The organism is Alteromonas sp. IB21 (assembly GCF_016405965.1).
Taxonomy (GTDB): Bacteria; Pseudomonadota; Gammaproteobacteria; order Enterobacterales; family Alteromonadaceae; genus Alteromonas.
Genome location: NZ_JAEFCD010000028.1, coordinates 49,518 through 67,187, shown reverse-complemented (window position 1 = coordinate 67,187; position 17,670 = coordinate 49,518). Strand labels below are relative to the sequence as shown.

Annotated in this window: 15 protein-coding genes; 6 read left to right on the top strand and 9 right to left on the bottom strand. The window is 44.5% G+C overall.

Features of this window, described 5'->3' with window-relative positions; genetic code table 11:
• The first annotated feature begins 232 nt into the window (after nucleotides 1-232).
• On the top strand, nucleotides 233-1,381 hold the full coding sequence (locus JC525_RS16645; protein ID WP_198816825.1) for an iron-containing alcohol dehydrogenase: 1,149 nt from the start codon (nucleotides 233-235) through the stop codon (nucleotides 1,379-1,381).
• Here JC525_RS16645 and JC525_RS16640 read toward each other — a convergent pair.
• From JC525_RS16640 to JC525_RS16610, 7 genes are all read right to left on the bottom strand, one after another.
• The gene (locus JC525_RS16640; RefSeq protein ID WP_198816824.1) at nucleotides 1,378-2,145 is read right to left on the bottom strand and encodes a 3-keto-disaccharide hydrolase; all 768 of its coding nucleotides are present in this window, start codon (nucleotides 2,143-2,145) and stop codon (nucleotides 1,378-1,380) included. The genes JC525_RS16645 and JC525_RS16640 overlap by 4 nt on opposite strands.
• Before the next feature lie 75 nt (nucleotides 2,146-2,220).
• Nucleotides 2,221-2,838 carry a gluconate 2-dehydrogenase subunit 3 family protein gene (locus tag JC525_RS16635; RefSeq protein WP_198816823.1) on the bottom strand — a complete coding sequence of 206 codons (618 nt, stop codon included), beginning with the start codon at nucleotides 2,836-2,838 and terminating at the stop codon, nucleotides 2,221-2,223.
• On the bottom strand, nucleotides 2,838-4,523 hold the full coding sequence (locus JC525_RS16630) for a GMC family oxidoreductase (RefSeq protein ID WP_071958407.1): 1,686 nt from the start codon (nucleotides 4,521-4,523) through the stop codon (nucleotides 2,838-2,840). Before JC525_RS16630 ends, JC525_RS16635 begins: the two co-directional genes overlap by 1 nt.
• A 44-nt stretch (nucleotides 4,524-4,567) precedes the next feature.
• Entirely contained in the window at nucleotides 4,568-5,497 is a 930-nt protein-coding gene (locus JC525_RS16625; RefSeq protein ID WP_198816822.1) for a hydroxypyruvate isomerase family protein, read from the bottom strand.
• Complete coding sequence (locus JC525_RS16620) at nucleotides 5,490-6,707, bottom strand: nucleoside permease (RefSeq protein WP_198816821.1); 1,218 nt, start codon at nucleotides 6,705-6,707, stop codon at nucleotides 5,490-5,492. The genes JC525_RS16625 and JC525_RS16620 overlap by 8 nt, the downstream gene beginning before the upstream one ends.
• A 26-nt stretch (nucleotides 6,708-6,733) precedes the next feature.
• Complete coding sequence (locus tag JC525_RS16615; protein ID WP_198816820.1) at nucleotides 6,734-7,801, bottom strand: sugar phosphate isomerase/epimerase family protein; 1,068 nt, start codon at nucleotides 7,799-7,801, stop codon at nucleotides 6,734-6,736.
• A gap of 36 nt (nucleotides 7,802-7,837) precedes the next feature.
• The gene (locus JC525_RS16610) at nucleotides 7,838-8,992 is read right to left on the bottom strand and encodes a Gfo/Idh/MocA family protein (RefSeq protein WP_198816819.1); all 1,155 of its coding nucleotides are present in this window, start codon (nucleotides 8,990-8,992) and stop codon (nucleotides 7,838-7,840) included.
• Between the two features lie 375 nt (nucleotides 8,993-9,367).
• Between JC525_RS16610 and JC525_RS16605 the strand changes: the two genes are divergently transcribed.
• The 3 genes from JC525_RS16605 (at nucleotide 9,368) to JC525_RS16595 (ending at nucleotide 11,767) form a co-directional block, all read left to right on the top strand.
• Nucleotides 9,368-10,372, top strand: coding sequence for a LacI family DNA-binding transcriptional regulator (locus JC525_RS16605; RefSeq protein WP_198816818.1), 1,005 nt, complete (start codon nucleotides 9,368-9,370; stop codon nucleotides 10,370-10,372).
• A 53-nt stretch (nucleotides 10,373-10,425) separates the two neighbouring features.
• The gene (locus JC525_RS16600) at nucleotides 10,426-11,379 is read left to right on the top strand and encodes a sugar phosphate isomerase/epimerase family protein (RefSeq protein ID WP_198816817.1); all 954 of its coding nucleotides are present in this window, start codon (nucleotides 10,426-10,428) and stop codon (nucleotides 11,377-11,379) included.
• A 64-nt stretch (nucleotides 11,380-11,443) separates the two neighbouring features.
• On the top strand, nucleotides 11,444-11,767 hold the full coding sequence (locus JC525_RS16595; RefSeq protein WP_198816816.1) for a DUF3392 family protein: 324 nt from the start codon (nucleotides 11,444-11,446) through the stop codon (nucleotides 11,765-11,767).
• A 27-nt stretch (nucleotides 11,768-11,794) separates the two neighbouring features.
• Here the strand turns inward: JC525_RS16595 and JC525_RS16590 are convergent, their stop codons facing one another.
• The gene (locus JC525_RS16590) at nucleotides 11,795-15,679 is read right to left on the bottom strand and encodes a hybrid sensor histidine kinase/response regulator transcription factor (RefSeq protein ID WP_198816815.1); all 3,885 of its coding nucleotides are present in this window, start codon (nucleotides 15,677-15,679) and stop codon (nucleotides 11,795-11,797) included.
• A 69-nt stretch (nucleotides 15,680-15,748) separates the two neighbouring features.
• On the opposite strand from JC525_RS16590, the gene JC525_RS16585 reads away from it, so the two are divergent.
• The gene (locus JC525_RS16585; RefSeq protein ID WP_155761724.1) at nucleotides 15,749-15,907 is read left to right on the top strand and encodes a hypothetical protein; all 159 of its coding nucleotides are present in this window, start codon (nucleotides 15,749-15,751) and stop codon (nucleotides 15,905-15,907) included.
• Here JC525_RS16585 and JC525_RS16580 read toward each other — a convergent pair.
• Nucleotides 15,904-16,422 carry an HAD family hydrolase gene (locus JC525_RS16580; RefSeq protein WP_198816814.1) on the bottom strand — a complete coding sequence of 173 codons (519 nt, stop codon included), beginning with the start codon at nucleotides 16,420-16,422 and terminating at the stop codon, nucleotides 15,904-15,906. The two genes, JC525_RS16585 and JC525_RS16580, sit on opposite strands and share 4 nt — an antisense overlap.
• A 263-nt stretch (nucleotides 16,423-16,685) precedes the next feature.
• Between JC525_RS16580 and JC525_RS16575 the strand changes: the two genes are divergently transcribed.
• Nucleotides 16,686-17,579, top strand: a complete 894-nt coding sequence (locus JC525_RS16575; RefSeq protein WP_198816813.1) for a DMT family transporter — start codon at nucleotides 16,686-16,688, stop codon at nucleotides 17,577-17,579.
• The last annotated feature ends 91 nt before the right edge of the window (nucleotides 17,580-17,670 follow it).

Sequence of the window (17,670 nt, the reverse complement as noted above, 5' to 3'; positions counted from 1 at the left end):
CCCCCGAAGCGGATGCGCATTTTAGGGAAATGAGCGCTCACGTCAACACTTATTTCGAAAAAAACCTTATTTTTCGATCGTTTGCACAAACAACACTCAAAACGTTTATTTAACCTACTAATTCACACGACTTTTAACTGACTATAAGTTTAGTTAAGTGGTAACAGCCGCGTTGTACTATAAATTAAGTAAGTCGTTACGATTACAAATACGCCCTTATTAGGAGCATTCTATGAAGGTTTCGGAATTTAAGACCGCAGGGAAACTCATTACAGGCCTTGGCGCGATAAAAGCCCTTGCAGATGAAATGACGCGATTAGGTATAAAAGATTGTGCAGTCGTAACTGATAAAGGTGTCTCGTCATCTGGTCTTCTTGAGCAAGTACTCGCTTTACTTCCCTATCCCCCCTTGCACGTTATCGATGATATTCCACCCGAGCCTGATGTAAATATCATAGAAGCCAAATTAAACGACCTTCGCGAGAATAAGGTAGATGGCATTATCGCCCTTGGTGGCGGTAGTGCTATTGATAGCGCAAAAGTACTAGCAGCTACCTATGATCATAGCGGGTCTATTAGCGAACTCTTTGGTGAAAATACGCTTTCAGAAAGGCGTCTTCCTCTTATTGTTATTCCCACCACCGCAGGGACAGGCTCGGAAGTCACCAATATTGCTATATTGTCTGATCCTAAAGCACAAATGAAGAAAGGCATTGTTAGTCACTGCCTATTACCCGATGTTGCTATTGTTGCGCCTGAGATGACAAAAACTTGTCCACCGTCTATAACGGCAGCAAGCGGAATAGACGCATTCGTTCACGCGCTTGAAGCCTATATAAGTGTTAATGCTAGCCCTATTACTGATGCTCTTGCCGAAAAAGCATTAAAGCTGATCTTTAATTCTTTGGTGCATGCTTATAATAATGGAGAAAATCTGGCTGCTCGCGAAGATATGGCCACCGGCAGTTTAATGGCCGGCCTTGCTTTTGGAAACGCCGGCGTTGGGGCAGTGCATGCTCTGGCTTACCCTTTAGGTGGGCGATTTCATTTATCACATGGTATGAGTAACGCGGTTATGCTTCCTCATGTATTGAAAGTAAATGCACCGTTTTGCCAAGACAAGCTTTATTGTGTAGCTAAGCTTCTGAAGGTATGTGAACGTCACCATTCAAAAGATGAGGCAATTAAACTGTTGTTAATTGCTATCGAAAAACTCTGCAGGGATGTCGATATACCCGCTTCACTCACCCACTTTAATATTTCGCCTTCTTGTGTAGGTGAGTTAGCGGAAGAGGCGAGTAAAGTAACTCGCCTTCTTCGCAATAATCCCAAGCAATTGAGTATTGAAGAGATTGAAGACATCTACCGGCTGGCTTTTTAAAGTGGTCTTACCCACATATTTTTAAAGCTCACTAAGTTGCCGTGATCTTGTAATTGAAGCGGTGCACATCCGTGGGATTTATATTTAGGTGCACCAATCCATTCAGTGGTACCTTGGATCTCGGTATGGTTTTGAACCACCACGCCGTTATGTATAACAGTAACATAGCCCGGTGACGCTAAATTTTCTCCGTTAAACTTAGGTGCTCTATATATAATGTCATAGGTTTGCCATTCATCTGGCGCCTTCATAGCATTGACCAACGGAATGCTTTGCTTGTACACACTTGCCGCCTGACCATTGGGGTAGGTCTTATTCTGATATGAGTCCAATACCTGAATTTCGTATCTTTGCTGTAAGAAAATACCGCTGTTATTGCGCTGCTGTCCTTCTATGCCAGCTTCTGGCTGTGGTGCTCTCCACTCTACATGCAGCTGTACATCGCAAAACTCTGCATTCGTTTTTATGTCGCCTGTTCCCGGCTTCACGGTTAGCACACCATCTTGAAGCGTCCATTTAGCCTCACCTTCTTTTACTGAACGCCAGTTTGACAGGTCGTCACCTATTAAAGTGATCGCATCGGAAGGCACGCCCGCCTCATCGAAAGACACGACTTCTGGAACCGGCTCCCAAACTTCCGTTTTAGCGGCTTGTTGTTCACGACTTAGTCGTAACTCGCTTTTCTCTGTTTCTACTTCAGTTGTAGCGCACGCCATAAGTGGCATAAGAAGCGCCACCGTAGAAGCAACAAGGGTTTTATTCATTGTATCTGTGCCTTTTATTGTCTGCTTTATAAATGTGTTGCGTTTAACGGTATTGCGTTTTTCGCTTTTTACATCTTAGGTTGCCCACGCTTTATCGCCTTTTTTGTAGGGGTAGGCGCCGTCGTATCGTCCGGGTATAGCGACATATCGAAGTACTTTAGTCGCGCCCACTTGAGAGGTGAAAAAACAATAAAGTGTTAGCTGTTTTAATAACGTAAAGTAGTGAGGCGTAGGTTCATCGGTGCCAGGCTCCCACTGACTTGGCTTTCCTGTTTCAACGCCTTGGTACACACCATTTGCAAGGTTTGCCGCTTTTGCTTCTACATCTAAGTCATTAAACAACGCTTCTCGCTCTTGTTTGGTAAGCTGAATAAATTGCTTGTTGAAGCGAATTTGACTTAACGAAGAAATTTTCTTGATGCCATCAAGAAATGCTCTTTGAAGCAACGGCGTGTAGCAATCGGTTACCAGTACGGCCATAGTCGCGCCAACATTTGCCGCTTTTGCCCCTGGCGTATCGGTTTGTGGAATAATGACCTCAGCCATTTCATTAAGTAAGGCCACGTCTTTTTCATTACATAATGTGTCGCTAAGGGGGACTGTAGGAATGTCTTTGTAAGCAAATACATTTCCAGCAAATAAAGCGGTACCCGATGCTGTCGCTATGAGCTTAAGTAGTTCTCTGCGTTCCATTATAGGTTTCCTCGCTTTAACTCTTCCACGGCAAAGTCTGCGGCTCTTGCCGTTAGTGCCATATAGGTAAGCGATGGGTTCACACAACTGCCTGATGTCATTGCTGCACCGTCAGTGACAAATACGTTAGGTGCGTCCCATACTTGGTTATGCGCATTTAACACGGACGTTTTTGGATCTCTGCCCATACGCGCCGTACCCATTTCGTGAATACCCATACCCGGCGCGTAATCTGCATCCCACCCCTGCACATTCTTAAGACCAGCCGCTTCAAACATATCAACGGCGTCTTGCTGCATGTCTTTGCGCATCTTCAGCTCGTTTTCTTTGATTTCTACGTCCATGGCGAGCACTGGTAAGCCCCATTTGTCGGTAACTTTTTTGTTCAGGTACACTTTGTTTTCGTGATAAGGAAGTATTTCACCGAACGCCGTCATGCCAATGGTCCAAGGACCAGGCTCTGTTATGGCATCTTTAAGCCCTGCACCTATTCCAAACTCGGCAATATCTTTGCGCCAACCTGAGCGACTTGCACTGCCTTGGTAGCCAAAGCCACGTAAATAGTTACGCTTATCACCGCCCCAATTCCTGAATCTGGGTACATAGAAACCGCTTGGTCTGCGGCCGTAGGTATATTTATCGTCAAAGCCTTCAACCTCTGCCGACGCACCTACTCTAAAATGGTGATCCATCACGTTGTGGCCCAGCTCGCCACTGCTGCTACCCAAGCCACCGTCCCATACATCAGTAGCCGAGTTCATTAGCACCCATGCCGAGTTCAAAGCAGACGCATTAACGAAAACGATTTTACTTTTAAATACATAAGTCTCGTTCGTCTGTGCATCGATAATTTCAACGCCAGTCGCGCGCCTCTTGTCTTTATCGAACAAGATCTCTTTCACTATCGAGAAAGGTCGAAGGGTTAAGTTGCCCGTTTTTACAGCAGCCGGAAGCGTAGACGCTTGCGTACTAAAGTAGCCACCAAACGGACACCCCAACCAACATTTGTTTCGGTACTGACAGTGAACACGCCCTTCTTCGGGTTTGCTTTGTGTCATATTCGAAGTGCGCCCGTGTACTAAATGACGCGCACCCTCAAACGCTTTTTGAACCCGTGCCGCTACACTTTCTTCAACAATATTCATTGGCATAGGTGGCTGGTAAATGCCATCTGGCAATACGTCTAACCCGTCTCGATTACCGCTGATGCCCGCAAACTTTTCTACATAGTCGTACCAAGGCGCCAAGTCTTCATAACGAATTGGCCAATCGACGGCTATCCCTTCTTTAGCGTTAGCCTCAAAATCTTCTTTATTCAAACGATAGCTTTGACGGCCCCACAAAAGTGAACGCCCGCCTACGTGATAGCCTCTGTACCAATCGAAACGCTTGTCTTCTGTGTATGGGTTTTCTTTTTCATTCGCCCACATACCATAGGTTTTCTCATTGAGGGGATAGTCACGCTTCAATACCGGATAATCAACTTTCATCGCCTGCGTTGGCAAGTCTCGATGCGGGTAGTCCCAGTCTTCTTTATGCGCGTTTTTATAATCCTTAATATGCTCAATGTTTTGACCACGCTCGAGCATAAGCACTTTGAGCCCTTTTTCTGTAAGCTCTTTCGCAGCCCAACCGCCACTGATACCAGACCCAATAACTATTGCATCATATTCGTTATTTGCCATAACACGTCCTTAATACATAATTCGTCGCTGTGCCTGTTCGCACGTTACACATCGCAGATTTCTATCGCTTCTTGTAGAGACGCTATTCTGCTGGCTTTGGTTTTCGGTGTAGGTATGAACTCTTGTGCTAAATAGCCTTTGAATCCGGTCTGAACAATGGCTCTCGCAATGGCTTCATAATTGAGTTCTTGTGAAGTATTAATTTCGTGACGCCCCGGTACGCCAGCCGTGTGATAGTGGCCAAAGTACTGATGGTTATCGAGAATGGTTCGAATGATATCGCCTTCATTAATTTGCATATGGTAGATATCGTAAAGTAATGAGAAGTGCTTAGAACCAAGGCGTTTGCACAACTCTATGCCCCATGCAGAGTTGTCGGCCATGTAGTCGGGGTGATCGACTTTGCTGTTAAATAGCTCCATGAAGATCACAACGTTGCGTTTTTCAGCATGAGGTAAGATTCGCTTTAACCCTGCAACCGCATTTTCAAGCCCTTCTTCTGGCGACATGCCTCTGGCATTACCGCTAAAGCAAATAAGGTTTGTATAACCCGCATCAGCGACTAAATCGATATGCTTTATATAACGCGCTTCTAGTTCATCGTGTAATTCAGTGTGTATAAAGCCATCTTCAAGGCTAATTTCAGCGCCGTTACACATAGACGAGTCGACGCCGTATTCCTTTAGCACGGGCCAATCTTCAGGACCAACTAGGTCAATCGCACTAAAGCCCAGCTCTTTTACGGTTTGGCACAACGCTTCAATACTCAAATCGCCGTAAGTCCATCGACTTACCGAGTGATTCACATTGCCTTTAAGCGGTGTACTCATGGTATTGCTACCTTTAACATTGTTTTCACTCGCTGTGGCTGACTCGGCTGCGGCTAACCCTGAAGCAGCAAACCCCGCTCCAGCAATGCCAGCCCCTGTCATCGCCATGCTCTGAAGTAATTTTCTGCGGGTAATGTTATGCATCGGCATTTACCTTCTCCCCTCTAAACAGAGTGATGAATATCAACAGCACTACCGCAGCAAATACTGCTGGGAATAGCCATACTTGCTGCCAGCTATGCGCACCCGTGTCTAAGGTGTAGGTGTCGGTAATTGCGCCTGCTACAGCAAAACCCACCAGCATACCTACGCCGTACGTGGCCAGGGTAATTAGCCCTTGCGCCGCACTTTTTACGTTCTCGCCCGCTTTCGCATTGGTATAGATTTGACCTGATACAAAGAAGAAGTCGTAACAAATACCGTGCAGTGCAATGCCGATAATGAGCATGAATAAGCTTTCGTCGGCGTTCCCAAATGCGAACAGCGCATAGCGAACCACCCATGCAGCCATACCGATAACCAAGGTAGCTTTGATACCAAAGCGGTTTAAAAATAACGGCAGCGCAAGCATGAAGAGTACTTCAGATACTTGGCCTAATGTCATTTTGCCCGTGGCGTTTTCAACGCCTATTTCGGTAAGAAAAGGGTTAGCATTCTGGTAGTAAAACGCCAAGGGGATACAAATAAGCACGGAAGATAAAAAGAACACTAAGAAGTTTTTGTCTTTAAGCAGTGCCAATGCTTCTAACCCAAGAATGTCGCGTATGGTGACGGCTTTACCGCTTGATTGAGGTGACGTGTTAGGCAGCGTAAAGCTGAACACACCCAGAATTAACGAAGCGATGCTACACAATAAGAAGGTGTTTTTGAGCATACCATCGGCAATAGACTGGGCAGAATCCCATGAGAAGACATAGCTAATCATAAGACCTGCCACAATCCAGCCGATAGTGCCCCACACACGAACTTTTCCGAACTCTTTTGACGGGTCGACCATTTGTCCGAAGGACACCGAGTTGACCAGTGCAAGCGTTGGCATATAGGCAATCATGTAAGCCAACACATAAGGGTAGAAGCTGGCAAAATCATTCGCTTGATACATACAGTACATAAGCATCGCGCCAACAATGTGCAATAAACCGAGGATCTTTTCTGCATTGAAGAATCGGTCAGCAATTAGCCCCACAATAAAGGGCGCGATAATGGCCCCCCAGCTTTGGGTAGAAAAAGCCAAACCTATTTGGCCGCCATTAGCAGACAGGGTATTTGTCAAATAGGTACCTAAGGTTACAAACCAGCCTCCCCAAATGAAGAACTGAAGGAACATCATCAAACTAAGGCGTAGGGTTATCATAGTTATTGTTATCCTATCGATGGCGCTTAGCGCTCAAGGCCTAAAATACGATTATTCTTCGCCTCACTAACCTCACCACCGGCAAAATCGTCGAACGCGTATTTGCTTGGCTCAATAATGTGTGAAGCAATGAACGGGGCGCCTTCTGCTGCACCTTGTGCACTGTCTTTTAAGCAGCATTCCCACTCAAGCACTGCCCAACCGGTGAAACCGTACTGGGTAAGCTTGCTGAAAATACCTTTGAAATCGACCTGACCGTCGCCAAGCGAACGAAAACGCCCAGCGCGTTCTTGCCAGTCTTGATAGCCGCCATATACCCCGTTTCTGCCGTTAGGATTAAACTCGGCGTCTTTAACGTGAAACATTTTGATACGGCTGTGGTAGCGGTCGATGAAGTCGAGGTAGTCAAGCTGCTGTAAAACAAAGTGACTTGGGTCGAAAAGAATATTTGCCCTTGGGTGGTTATCTACCGCACTTAAGAACTGCTCGAACGAAGCCCCATCGTGGAGATCTTCACCAGGGTGGATTTCATAACATACGTCGACACCCGCATCGTCAAATGCGTCGAGAATAGGTTTCCAACGCTTAGCCAATTCAGCAAAGCCTTGTTCAACCAAACCTGCCGGACGCTGTGGCCACGGATAAACCAAGTGCCACATTAATGCACCAGAAAAAGTAGCGTGGGCTTTTAATCCCAAACGTTTACTGGCAATAGCTGCACATTTCAGCTGATTAATTGCCCATTCGGTTCGCGCTTGCGGTTTACCGTGTAAGTGCGCCGGCGCAAAGTTGTCGAATAACTCGTCGTAAGCGGGGTGAACGGCCACTAGCTGACCTTGTAAGTGCGTAGAAAGCTCAGTAATTTCTACGCCTGCGTCTTTACATATTTTAGCAATGTTATCGCAGTACTCTTGGCTTTCAGCGGCTTTTTTTAAATCAAACAGGCTAGGATCGGTAGGAACCTGTATTCCCTTATAGCCTAGTGACGCTGCCCATTTCGCCATATTTTCAAGGGTATCGAAAGGCGCGTCTTTACCCATAAACTGCGCTAAAAATATTGCAGGCCCTTTAATAGGTTGTTGATTATTCGCCATGGCCACTCACCTTTTTCGTTTCAAGTTTTGATTGCATTATTGCGCCCCTTCCTGACTAACCGATTCCCATTTGGTGTCGCTGTCAGTACTAGCCAGCATGGCATCAATAAATACCATGCCGCGTATACCTGCATTTATTCCGGGTACGCCCTCGGCTTTGCCTTTTTGATTCGCGCGTACTGCTTTGGCAAAATCGGTATACAAATTTGCCATCGCTTCTAAGTAGCCTTCTGGGTGACCGGCTGGAACGCGACAACGATTTGAGGCTTCATCACAAAGACCTGCTTGCCCTTGCCCTGCTCTAAATACTTGATAAGGCGCATCAACCGGGCGAAAGATGACGGAGTTTGGCTCCATTTGACGCCATTCCAAGCCGCCTTTGTCACCGTATACGCGGATCTTCAAGGCGTTTTCTTCACCGGCGCAAACCTGCGAAGCTATAAGCACGCCCGACGCCCCTTTTCTGGTTTTAATGAGCGCAGCGCCATCGTCATCTAATCGACGTCCTTCAACATGGGTATTTAATTCTCCACATAGCGAGGTAACACTGTCGTTTAATACAAACTCAACCAACCCAAATGCATGAGTACCGATATCGCCCATTGCGCCTGTCGCCCCAGAAATGGCTGGGTCGGTGCGCCACTGCGCTTGTTTATTGTGGGTTTCTTCTTCGCCAGACAGCCAGCCTTGAGGATACTCAACATACACTTTTCGAATATTGCCCAGCATGCCGCTTTCAACGAGGTGGCGTGCTTGCCATACCATAGGGTAACCAAGATAAGTGTGCGCTAAGCCATATAGCGATTCACTACCGTGAATAACGTCTTGAAGTTCTTTTACTTCTGCAAAGCTAACCCCTGCTGGTTTTTCACAAAACACATGAAATCCCGCTTTAATGGCCGTAAGTGATATAGGTACGTGAAGATGATTAGGCGTTACGATAACAACCACTTGCATTCGCTCTTGCTCGGGAAGTTGCGCCTCGTTATCTAACATAGCTTGCCAACTGTCGTAAGCACGGGAAGCATCTACATTTAACGTTGCTGCCGTACGCGAGTTGTTTTCTTCGTTTCGGCTAAATGCCCCGCACACTAATTGATAGTTACCATCTAACCCAGCGGCATGACGGTGAACTGCCCCGATAAACGCGCCTTCTCCGCCTCCGATCATTCCCATTCGAATTGGCTGCATTGATATTCCTCTTTGCGTCTACGCACTATTAGTTCATTCACTGAATAAAAATGTAACCCGTTACATTTTATCGGTCAATAAAAAATGCATCATTCCATTAAACTAAAGTTTACAATTAGCTGAAAAAATGACGCTTTAGCACATAAAGCACGCAGTTTTGCCGTCTTCCTTTGCGCTAAAAATTAATATCGGTTTACAAAATGCCTACAAATAAGCTTTGACGTTTTAGTGAAAGTGAGTATTCTTTTGTTTAAATGAAAACGGTTACATCATTGCCCGCTGGTTATTTCGTATTTCACTACCATCGTATAGACCACACGGGATGTAGCTTGGGTTTACAATGAGCATGTCTATTAACAAACAACAAAAACATAAATGGCAAATATTAGAGATGTAGCAGATAGCGCCGGTGTGTCGGTCGCCACAGTGTCGAGAACCTTACAGCAACCTGAACGTGTGTCTCCTAAGACACGCAACAAGGTTATGGCCGCCGTGCAGGCCGTGGGATATAAGCCTAACTTGATGGCCGTTAAATTTCGTTCGGGCAAAACGCACAATTTGGTAGTACTGGTTCCCACGGTTGCTAATGTATTTTTTGCTCGAGTAATAAGCGGCATGCAAGAAGCAGCAGCTGAATTGGGCTATTCCATTTTACTTGCCAACACCCTTGGTAACAGTGAGATTGAAAACCACTACGCCAAGATGGTCAGTACCTCTCAGGCAGACGGTCTTATTCAACTTCGTGCAAATAATCCTCTTGATGCCTCCATGATTAATGATCACGGATTACTGCCAATGGTTAATGCCTGTGAAGTAATCGATGACGGGCAATACCCGGTTGTATCTTTAGATAACCGCGCTGCGGCTAAAGCTATGACCGAGCACTTAATTTCGCTAGGGCATTCCCGCATTGCCATGATCAAAGGGCCTAATTCAAGCCCGCTGACTCAAGAGCGTTTGATGGGATACAAAGACGCGCTAGCCCAGGCAAATATAGTCTTTGACGAAAGCTTGTTGTTCCCGGGCGACTTTACGTTGCAGGCAGGGTACAACGCAGGGGAGTCTATTAGTCGCCTTGAAAATAGACCGAGCGCAGTATTTTGTGAAAACGATGAAACGGCTATTGGCGCTATGCAGGCTTTTAAACAAGCCAATTTACACGTGCCTAAAGATATTTCCGTGGCAGGTTTTGACGACATAGCGTTTTCGGCCTTTGTAGACCCGCCGCTAACCACTATTGCGCAACCGGCAGAAGAGTTTGGTAGAACGGCGGTTACGCTACTGGTGGACGTACTTAACGGAAAAATTCGCAAGGCCCCCAAGGTTATTATGCCATTTGAACTTATCGTACGGGAAAGTACGGGCAAGGCTTTCGGTTAATTGATGATAGCCATGTGCCATCACCTATGTACCACTACAAAAAGGAGCAAACAGTGAATTTAAGTAAAGAAAACGTAAGCAAGAAAGCAACGTTAGAGGCCGCAAACAAGATTGGCTCCGGCGTTTCAAGACGACAGTTTATTAAATATTCGTCTGGCTTATTGGCTGCAATGAATGCCCCTGCTGTATTCGCACATACTAGTTTGGCCCACGGGCATGGTGGTGATAAAGGATCAATGATGAACGGCAAGCATAGCAATGCGGTTGGGCTACAGCTTTATACCCTTAGAGACATTATGAAAGTAAGCGTTCCAGCAACGCTTAAGTTGGTTGCTGACATTGGCTACACGGAAATGGAATTTGCAGGCTACTTTGACCATAACGCCAAAGAGATTAAGCAACTGCTTGATGAAAACAGCCTTACTGCGCCTTCGGCTCATATTCAGTTGGATGCATTCGATACTAACTTGCCACAAATTTTAGATGATGCACAAACCATTGGTCACAAATATTTAGTGGTACCCTGGCTTAGTGAAGCGCAACGCGGTATGGGTATTGCGCCTTACCATGCCCTTGCCGAAAAGCTAAACAACATTGGTGAAGCGTGTAAGAAAGAAGGTATTACCCTTGCCTACCACAATCACGATTTTGAATTTGAAGTACGCGACGGTAAGACCCCCTTGGATGTACTGATAACAGAAACCGACCCTAATCTTGTGGCTATGGAGCTTGATTTATACTGGACGGTGAAAGCGGGTAAAAACCCCATTGATTACTTTAAGCAGTACCCGGGGCGCTTTAAGCTTTGGCATGTAAAAGATTTGGCTGAAGACGGCAGTTTTGCTGACGTAGGTAAAGGCACCATCAATTTCCAAGAGATTTTCGCCCACGGTGAACTAGCCGGTATTGAACACAAATTTGTAGAGCGGGATCAAACCACCGACCGCATTGCCACTATCGAGCAAGGTTTTAAAGCAGTAAGCGCACTACATAAAAGCGTTAGCTAACGCTTTTAACCTTGCCGTGGTTATAATGGGCACTCAGTAACAACGTCATAATAGTAGTCATTTTATGAGTGAACTTTTCAGTGCCCTTTCTCGCGCATTAAGCCCCTATTACACAGAAATGAGCATTATGCTTATGGCCACTATTTTAGTGGTGTACGGCGACCTGATTAACGGCCATGTAAAACGCATACTGGCACCTTACCATTTCACCATTCGCGTTAGCTTGTTTGTAGTGCTGTGTGCTTTTGGCTATGGTGCACTTACGCTTTACGGCGCACCATTTTTGAAACACACCTTAGCCTACTTGCCCTGGCAGTACCAAGGTGCAGGCTATGTGGCATCGTTTCTTTTGATTGGCTTTTTGGCGGAAAGGCGTAAGTATTTATAAAAGCACTATAAACATGAGGCTGAAGCACTACGCTACGGTTTGGTTGTACTGCTCCACAAATTTCTTTGGCGGTATATGCATGACCTTTTTAAACGATGTCGAAAAGTAAGCTGCTGTGCCAAAGCCCACGTCTAGGCAGGTATCTAGAATACTATTTCCTTCCAACAATAGCGGAATGGACTTTTCGATTCTAAAGCGTGACAGGAACTCGCTGAAGTTGTATTCAAACAACTCAGACATTCTTCGGTTTAAACTTCGGGCGCTGATAAGTAATTCCGCTGCGGCCTGCTCTCTATTGAAAGATTCATCGTGGTAGTTTTTTTCCAGCACCGCGATAAAGTTAAGATAGAACGCCATATCTTTTTCATTATTGAACTCAGGAATTTTCAGACATCCATATTTAAATACAGGCCGATCATTTTCTTTGTCTTCGGTTTCATTTGCCTTTCTCAGTGCTAACAAATGTTCGACACGCAGGGTAATTTCTTCGTTAGAAGCGGGCTTCGACAAAAAATAATCCACCTTTTCTTCTAGCGCTAATTTTTCTAGTCCAAATGCAGTGTCTGCAGTTAGCATGAGGACAGGAATATGTGCATAGCTAGGGTTGCTACGAATGGCGTTAGTCAGAGCTATCCCATTCATTTCATGTAACATTTGATCGGTAATGACTAAATCGACCAAATAGTGCTGCATTACCTCTAAAGCCTGAACGCCGTTTCGTGCGACTAAACATCTATATTTCTTGGAAAATAGGTCAAAAAGGTAAGTGCGGAATGCTCTGTTATCGTCAACGATTAAGAGTGATTTCTTGTTTGTTTTTGCATGTGCTGGGGACAAGTCTTCAGCGTGTGAGTTTACAAATTCTACGTCATCCATGGGGAGTCTTACTGTTACTTTAGTACCTATGCCCTTTTGGCTCTCAAGGGCAATCTCGCCTTGGTTCAATTCCACTAATGACTTGACCATTGCCAAACCAACGCCGCTACCCTCTTTATCGGTATCTCCTTTTTCAAACCTCTCGAATACTTTTTGGTGAAGATGTTCGTCAATACCTTCACCATCATCCGTAATGGTAATCTTTAGTTCCTTGCTATCTTGTACGGCAGCAACTTTTATCGTTCCAAGTTCTGGTGTGAATTTAATTGCGTTTTGAACCAAGTTAACAAGAATTTTTTCTAAGCTATCGCTAATAAGCGACACCTCTTTCTTCCCCTTAATTCGAACCTCTAAGTTCTGCCTTTTTTGTTTAGCTAAAGGCTCAAGAGATAAAACGATAAATCGAATATTTTCTAGCGAATATAGTTTGTAGTAATCTGCTGCGTCCAACGCTGTAGGGACATCCTGACTCATTTGGTTAATTAAATGCTCTACTCTCTTCATATTGTCCTGTACACAGATTAGTTCTTTGCTTGTTCCTTTAGCTGTATCAGATACTTGTTCTAGAGAGCCGTTAATGAGTTGGATAGGCGTACGAAGCTCTTGCATAATTTCGTTAATGAAGCGCTCTTTGCTACGCAACATTTTTTCGAATTTAGACTGGCCATCGGTGATTTCGTACCGAGTAAGGTGGGTGTAAAGTGTGGTGGTTTTGAACTGCCCCCAGAGAATCGTTAAATAGCCAACTCTATAAAGTATAAATAGACACAATGTTATGAGTAGATAGCATAAAACTGCGTAGCTTTGCAGATATAGAGGCAAAGCTACTTCAAAAAGAAGCGATGATACCGGAGACTCCTCTCCTTTCACCCTCGCTTGAAATTCATAGTGACCGGCGTTTAAGTCGGACACAGTTAGAAAAGCCTGAGGCATGGGATGAACTTTCCATTCATCCTCGATACCTAAAATCCTGAACTCTAGCTCCTGAGTCTCATGTTCAGAATAGCTGTTTGTCCTAAAATCTAAAGACAACTCATTAAAGCTGTTTTCTAATTTGATAGGTGAATTTTTTGATAGTGAACCTGGAGGTAAACTGCGGGGGATCATTTCACTATCTACCCATTCAACACGAGTGAAAATGACCTTACTTTTAATATCCTGTTTCGCTTTCATTGCTTCGATAGCTTTTATCTCATCAACCACGTATGAATACTTATCTCCAAGAATAATCAAGCGGCCACCTAACTCTCTTATCCCTCTATACTCAAAATCTGTGTCGAAGAAACCATCACTTTCATCAAATGAAAAAAATTGTTCACCCGGTGTGACAGCATAAAGCCCCATATTAGTTAAGAACCATAAGTTTTTATTACTGCTTAGCTGCCCTCCTCTGATAAATCGCGTCTCATTTTCAAAGTGAAATTTTGACTGTTTTATATCCCCGTTTTTCTTGCCAATTGACTTAACTCCTTGCCCAGATGTACAAACAAGAAAAACCTCCTCTAATTCAATTAAACAAGTCAAACCTACCCAATGCCCCTCGTCTGGAGAAACAGTTTTCCAATGAAATTTTGACATCTGGATATGAAAGTTGCTTTTCGTATCGAATCCAGCTATTTCTCCTGAGGAAGTTAATAGAGAGAACAGCATTTGGCGTGGAGCAGGTATTTTATCTACTATCACATCATTCACTATCAGATCGTAAAAACCTTGTTCACCATCATCATGATAAGCATAGTAAGATGAATCTGAATTGTTTATTGAGTGAGAAAATGGGGAATCGCAATAAGCGTAGTTTGCGATACTCTTTGAGTAAGCTTTATTAACGATTTTGAGGTTTTTATCTATACACTGGTTGCCTTGCCAAAAATCAGAGGGGGTTAATTCACCATTTTCAAGATTGATTAGATAACTTTTATCTTTCGTTTTAACAGCGTATCCAAACTCCTCGCTAACACCGAAAGTCTTGATGTTCTTCCTTAAAACTTGATCATTTTCATGAATAAGGTTTATAGCCTCATGGGAAGGAGTGATTGAAATGAGGCCGAGTTGTGAAGAAGCGAGTAACAATTCTCCCGAAGAGATTTCGGTTAACTTAACTATGCTTTTTATACCCTCAGAGGTAATCAAGGGAGACATAAAAGCAGGCTTCCTTATCTCTGCTTTTACTATTTCGTATAGGCCACCAGCCGCTATAAATATTCGCCCCTCCCTTGAAACGTAAATATCTGAGACTGGTCCTACACTATCGCTAAGCTCTTTGAATGAATAAAAAGAAAATTCGCCGGTAAAAGTATCCCAAAGATAAACACCTTCCTTACCTCCAATGTAAACATTGTTTTCAGATACAGCAACAGAATGTATTTTTGAAAGAAGCGGTAACGTTTTCGCTAGATTGACTAGTTCAATGGCTGTCTTTTCAGGCGTGACTACTATTAGCCCCTCTTCCGAAGTCAAATAGACTATTTCGTTCTTATGGACAGCGATAGAAAGGACTTTATCTACATGGCCGACTCCTATATTCGAGGCCCAATCTTGAACCACACCTGTGCTCTTTTCTACAATGATCACGCCTTGTATGAGTGAAACAACAAGAAAGTGCTCTAAAGCTGCAATCTTCCAAGCATACTTCGGCCACTTGGTATTTTTGGAAAACATTTCAGAAGCACCGGTTTCAAGATTATACTTGTGAACCCCTACCCCAAATTCGACTATCCAGAGTGTTTCTTTGCCATCGAAAAAGAGGTCGGAAATTGTACCGTGCATTTCAGGGGAAGAACTATAGGCAACCTTTTCTGATTGACCTCCTAAATATTTAAAGACCCCATTTTCTGAAGCGATATAAACAGAATCACCAACAACTTCAACATCTCTAATAATACCCGCCGAGATACCCGCAAACTTTGTTTTACCGTTTAATGAAACTTCTAATGCATGTGAGGTATTCGAAAAAAAGAGACAAAAAATTACTAAAATTGCGCCAAGTCCTAAATATTTTGCGCAATATTTCAATGTTGTCTCTATTCGCAAATCCATATGTCTGAAGCCTTGTTAATTTTGCATCGCTTTCTAGCGTTGTTAAATTAAATGAGGAAAAGGTTCACTATGAATATCGAACAAAAAACAAACATGCAAGAGCTTGCAGAGGAAGACTATACTAAAGTATATGCAGGAACTGGGCCTATGCACCTTTGTGATGAGGAGCTATTAAATATTCTTCCTGAATTACCACCTCCTCCTGATGGCCATAAAGTTGAAATCTAAACCAAAAACCACTTCATCCCCGCATTTTCGGCGGCTTGCTGATCATAAATAAAGTCGCCCACATACAGGCAGTCTTCAGGTTGAAGCTGCCACGTATTTGCTACCATTAATAAGGCTGTTGGGTCGGGTTTGGCAGGGGCATCTTCACGGGTAAGTACATAATCGATAGGAATATTGTTGTTGGCTAGTTTAATTGCGGTGGCTTGGCGGCAGTTACGGGTAACTATTGCCATTGGTAAGTTATACGCCTGCACTTTTTCCACCATGGCTTTGCCTATGGGTAGCCATTGGGCGTTTTGCGCATCGTCTAGTTCGTGCTGCAAAATAGTACGATGGGCATTCGCTTTGGTTGTAGCGCAGCTAAGCGCATCAACAAAGGTAAGAATGTCTTCGTGCTGCGGGCAACCTACATCGATGCGTATTTGTGTGAAGTTAAGGCTAGATTCTACCAAAGTACCGTCTAAATCAAATATTACGCCTTTAATACCGCTTAAATTCAGTTTCTTGATGTTCACGCCTTTTTGCCCTTTCACTTTGCTGGAGTTGCCGGTGCCCCCCCCAAACCAACAAGGGCGTAGCTAGCCACTACAGCTTTTTAACCACATGATATAGATGATGACACGATTATGCCCAACATTCTGTTACGTTTACTTAAGGCACTGAATTTATCACTAAAAATCACGCAATGATTTAAGTTTACCGCAATAGCACCTTGCATTAGCATAGCCGCAATTTTTAATACGTTTGTTGTTATTCAGGCTTTTTTCAAAGGTAATTTATGGGTGTTTTTGCTGCGCTAGGTACAGCGCTTTGTTGGGCCATTGCTGCGCGTTTATTCCGAGGTACCGGTAACGCGTTTTCACCGCTTACCATGAACTTTTGGAAAGGCCTTATTTCTATTGCCATTTTGGCGGTAGTTTTAATGGTAGTTCAGCCAACAGGGCTTAGCACTCACGTTGTTTTATGGCTGTTGCTTAGTGGCCTAATTGGTATCGGTATTGGCGACACCTGCTTCTTTAAAGCCCTGCAAAGCATTGGCGATAGCCAAGCTGTACTGGTTGCCGAAACCCTTGCGCCGCTTTTCACGGCCCTTTTCGCTATGGCGTTCATTGGCGAATGGATCACCTGGCAACAGTGGGTTGGCATTGCAGTGGTGCTATTCTCGGTTGACATGGTTATAAAGGTACGCAAACGCAGCACTACCCACGTATTTGCTACTAGCGGTTATTTATATGGCGTGGGCGCAGCGCTTTGTCAGGCTGTTGGTGCGGTAGTTAGCCGCAACATTTTGAGCGCCGGCGAAATCGATGCCGCCAGCGCTGCGTTTTTGCGCTTAGTCGGCGGCATGGTGTTTGTTGTGCCGTTTATCGCCTTAACAAAAACGCGCTACATGCCCGTTATCGACTATCAAAGCGAAGGCGGAAAACGGGTGTGGCCCGCGTTTGTGTTAGCCACGTTACTCGGTACTACTGCCGCTATTTACTTACAAATGTTCGCGTTCGCTTACGCTAAGGCAGCCGTGGTTCAAACCCTAATAGCGACTAGCGCGCTTATGTCATTGGGCGTTGCCTGGGTGCTTGGCGAACGGGCTACTAAAGCGACCATTGCGTGGTCTGCGGTTGCCTTAACTGGGGTCGCAATTTTGGTAAGCTTTGGGTCGCCCGCACATTAATCGAGTAAAAGAAAAAATTGTACCCACAGTTTTTACATAAACCGTATATAGGTTAAGATATCAACAGCCATTACCATTAATGTGCAAAACC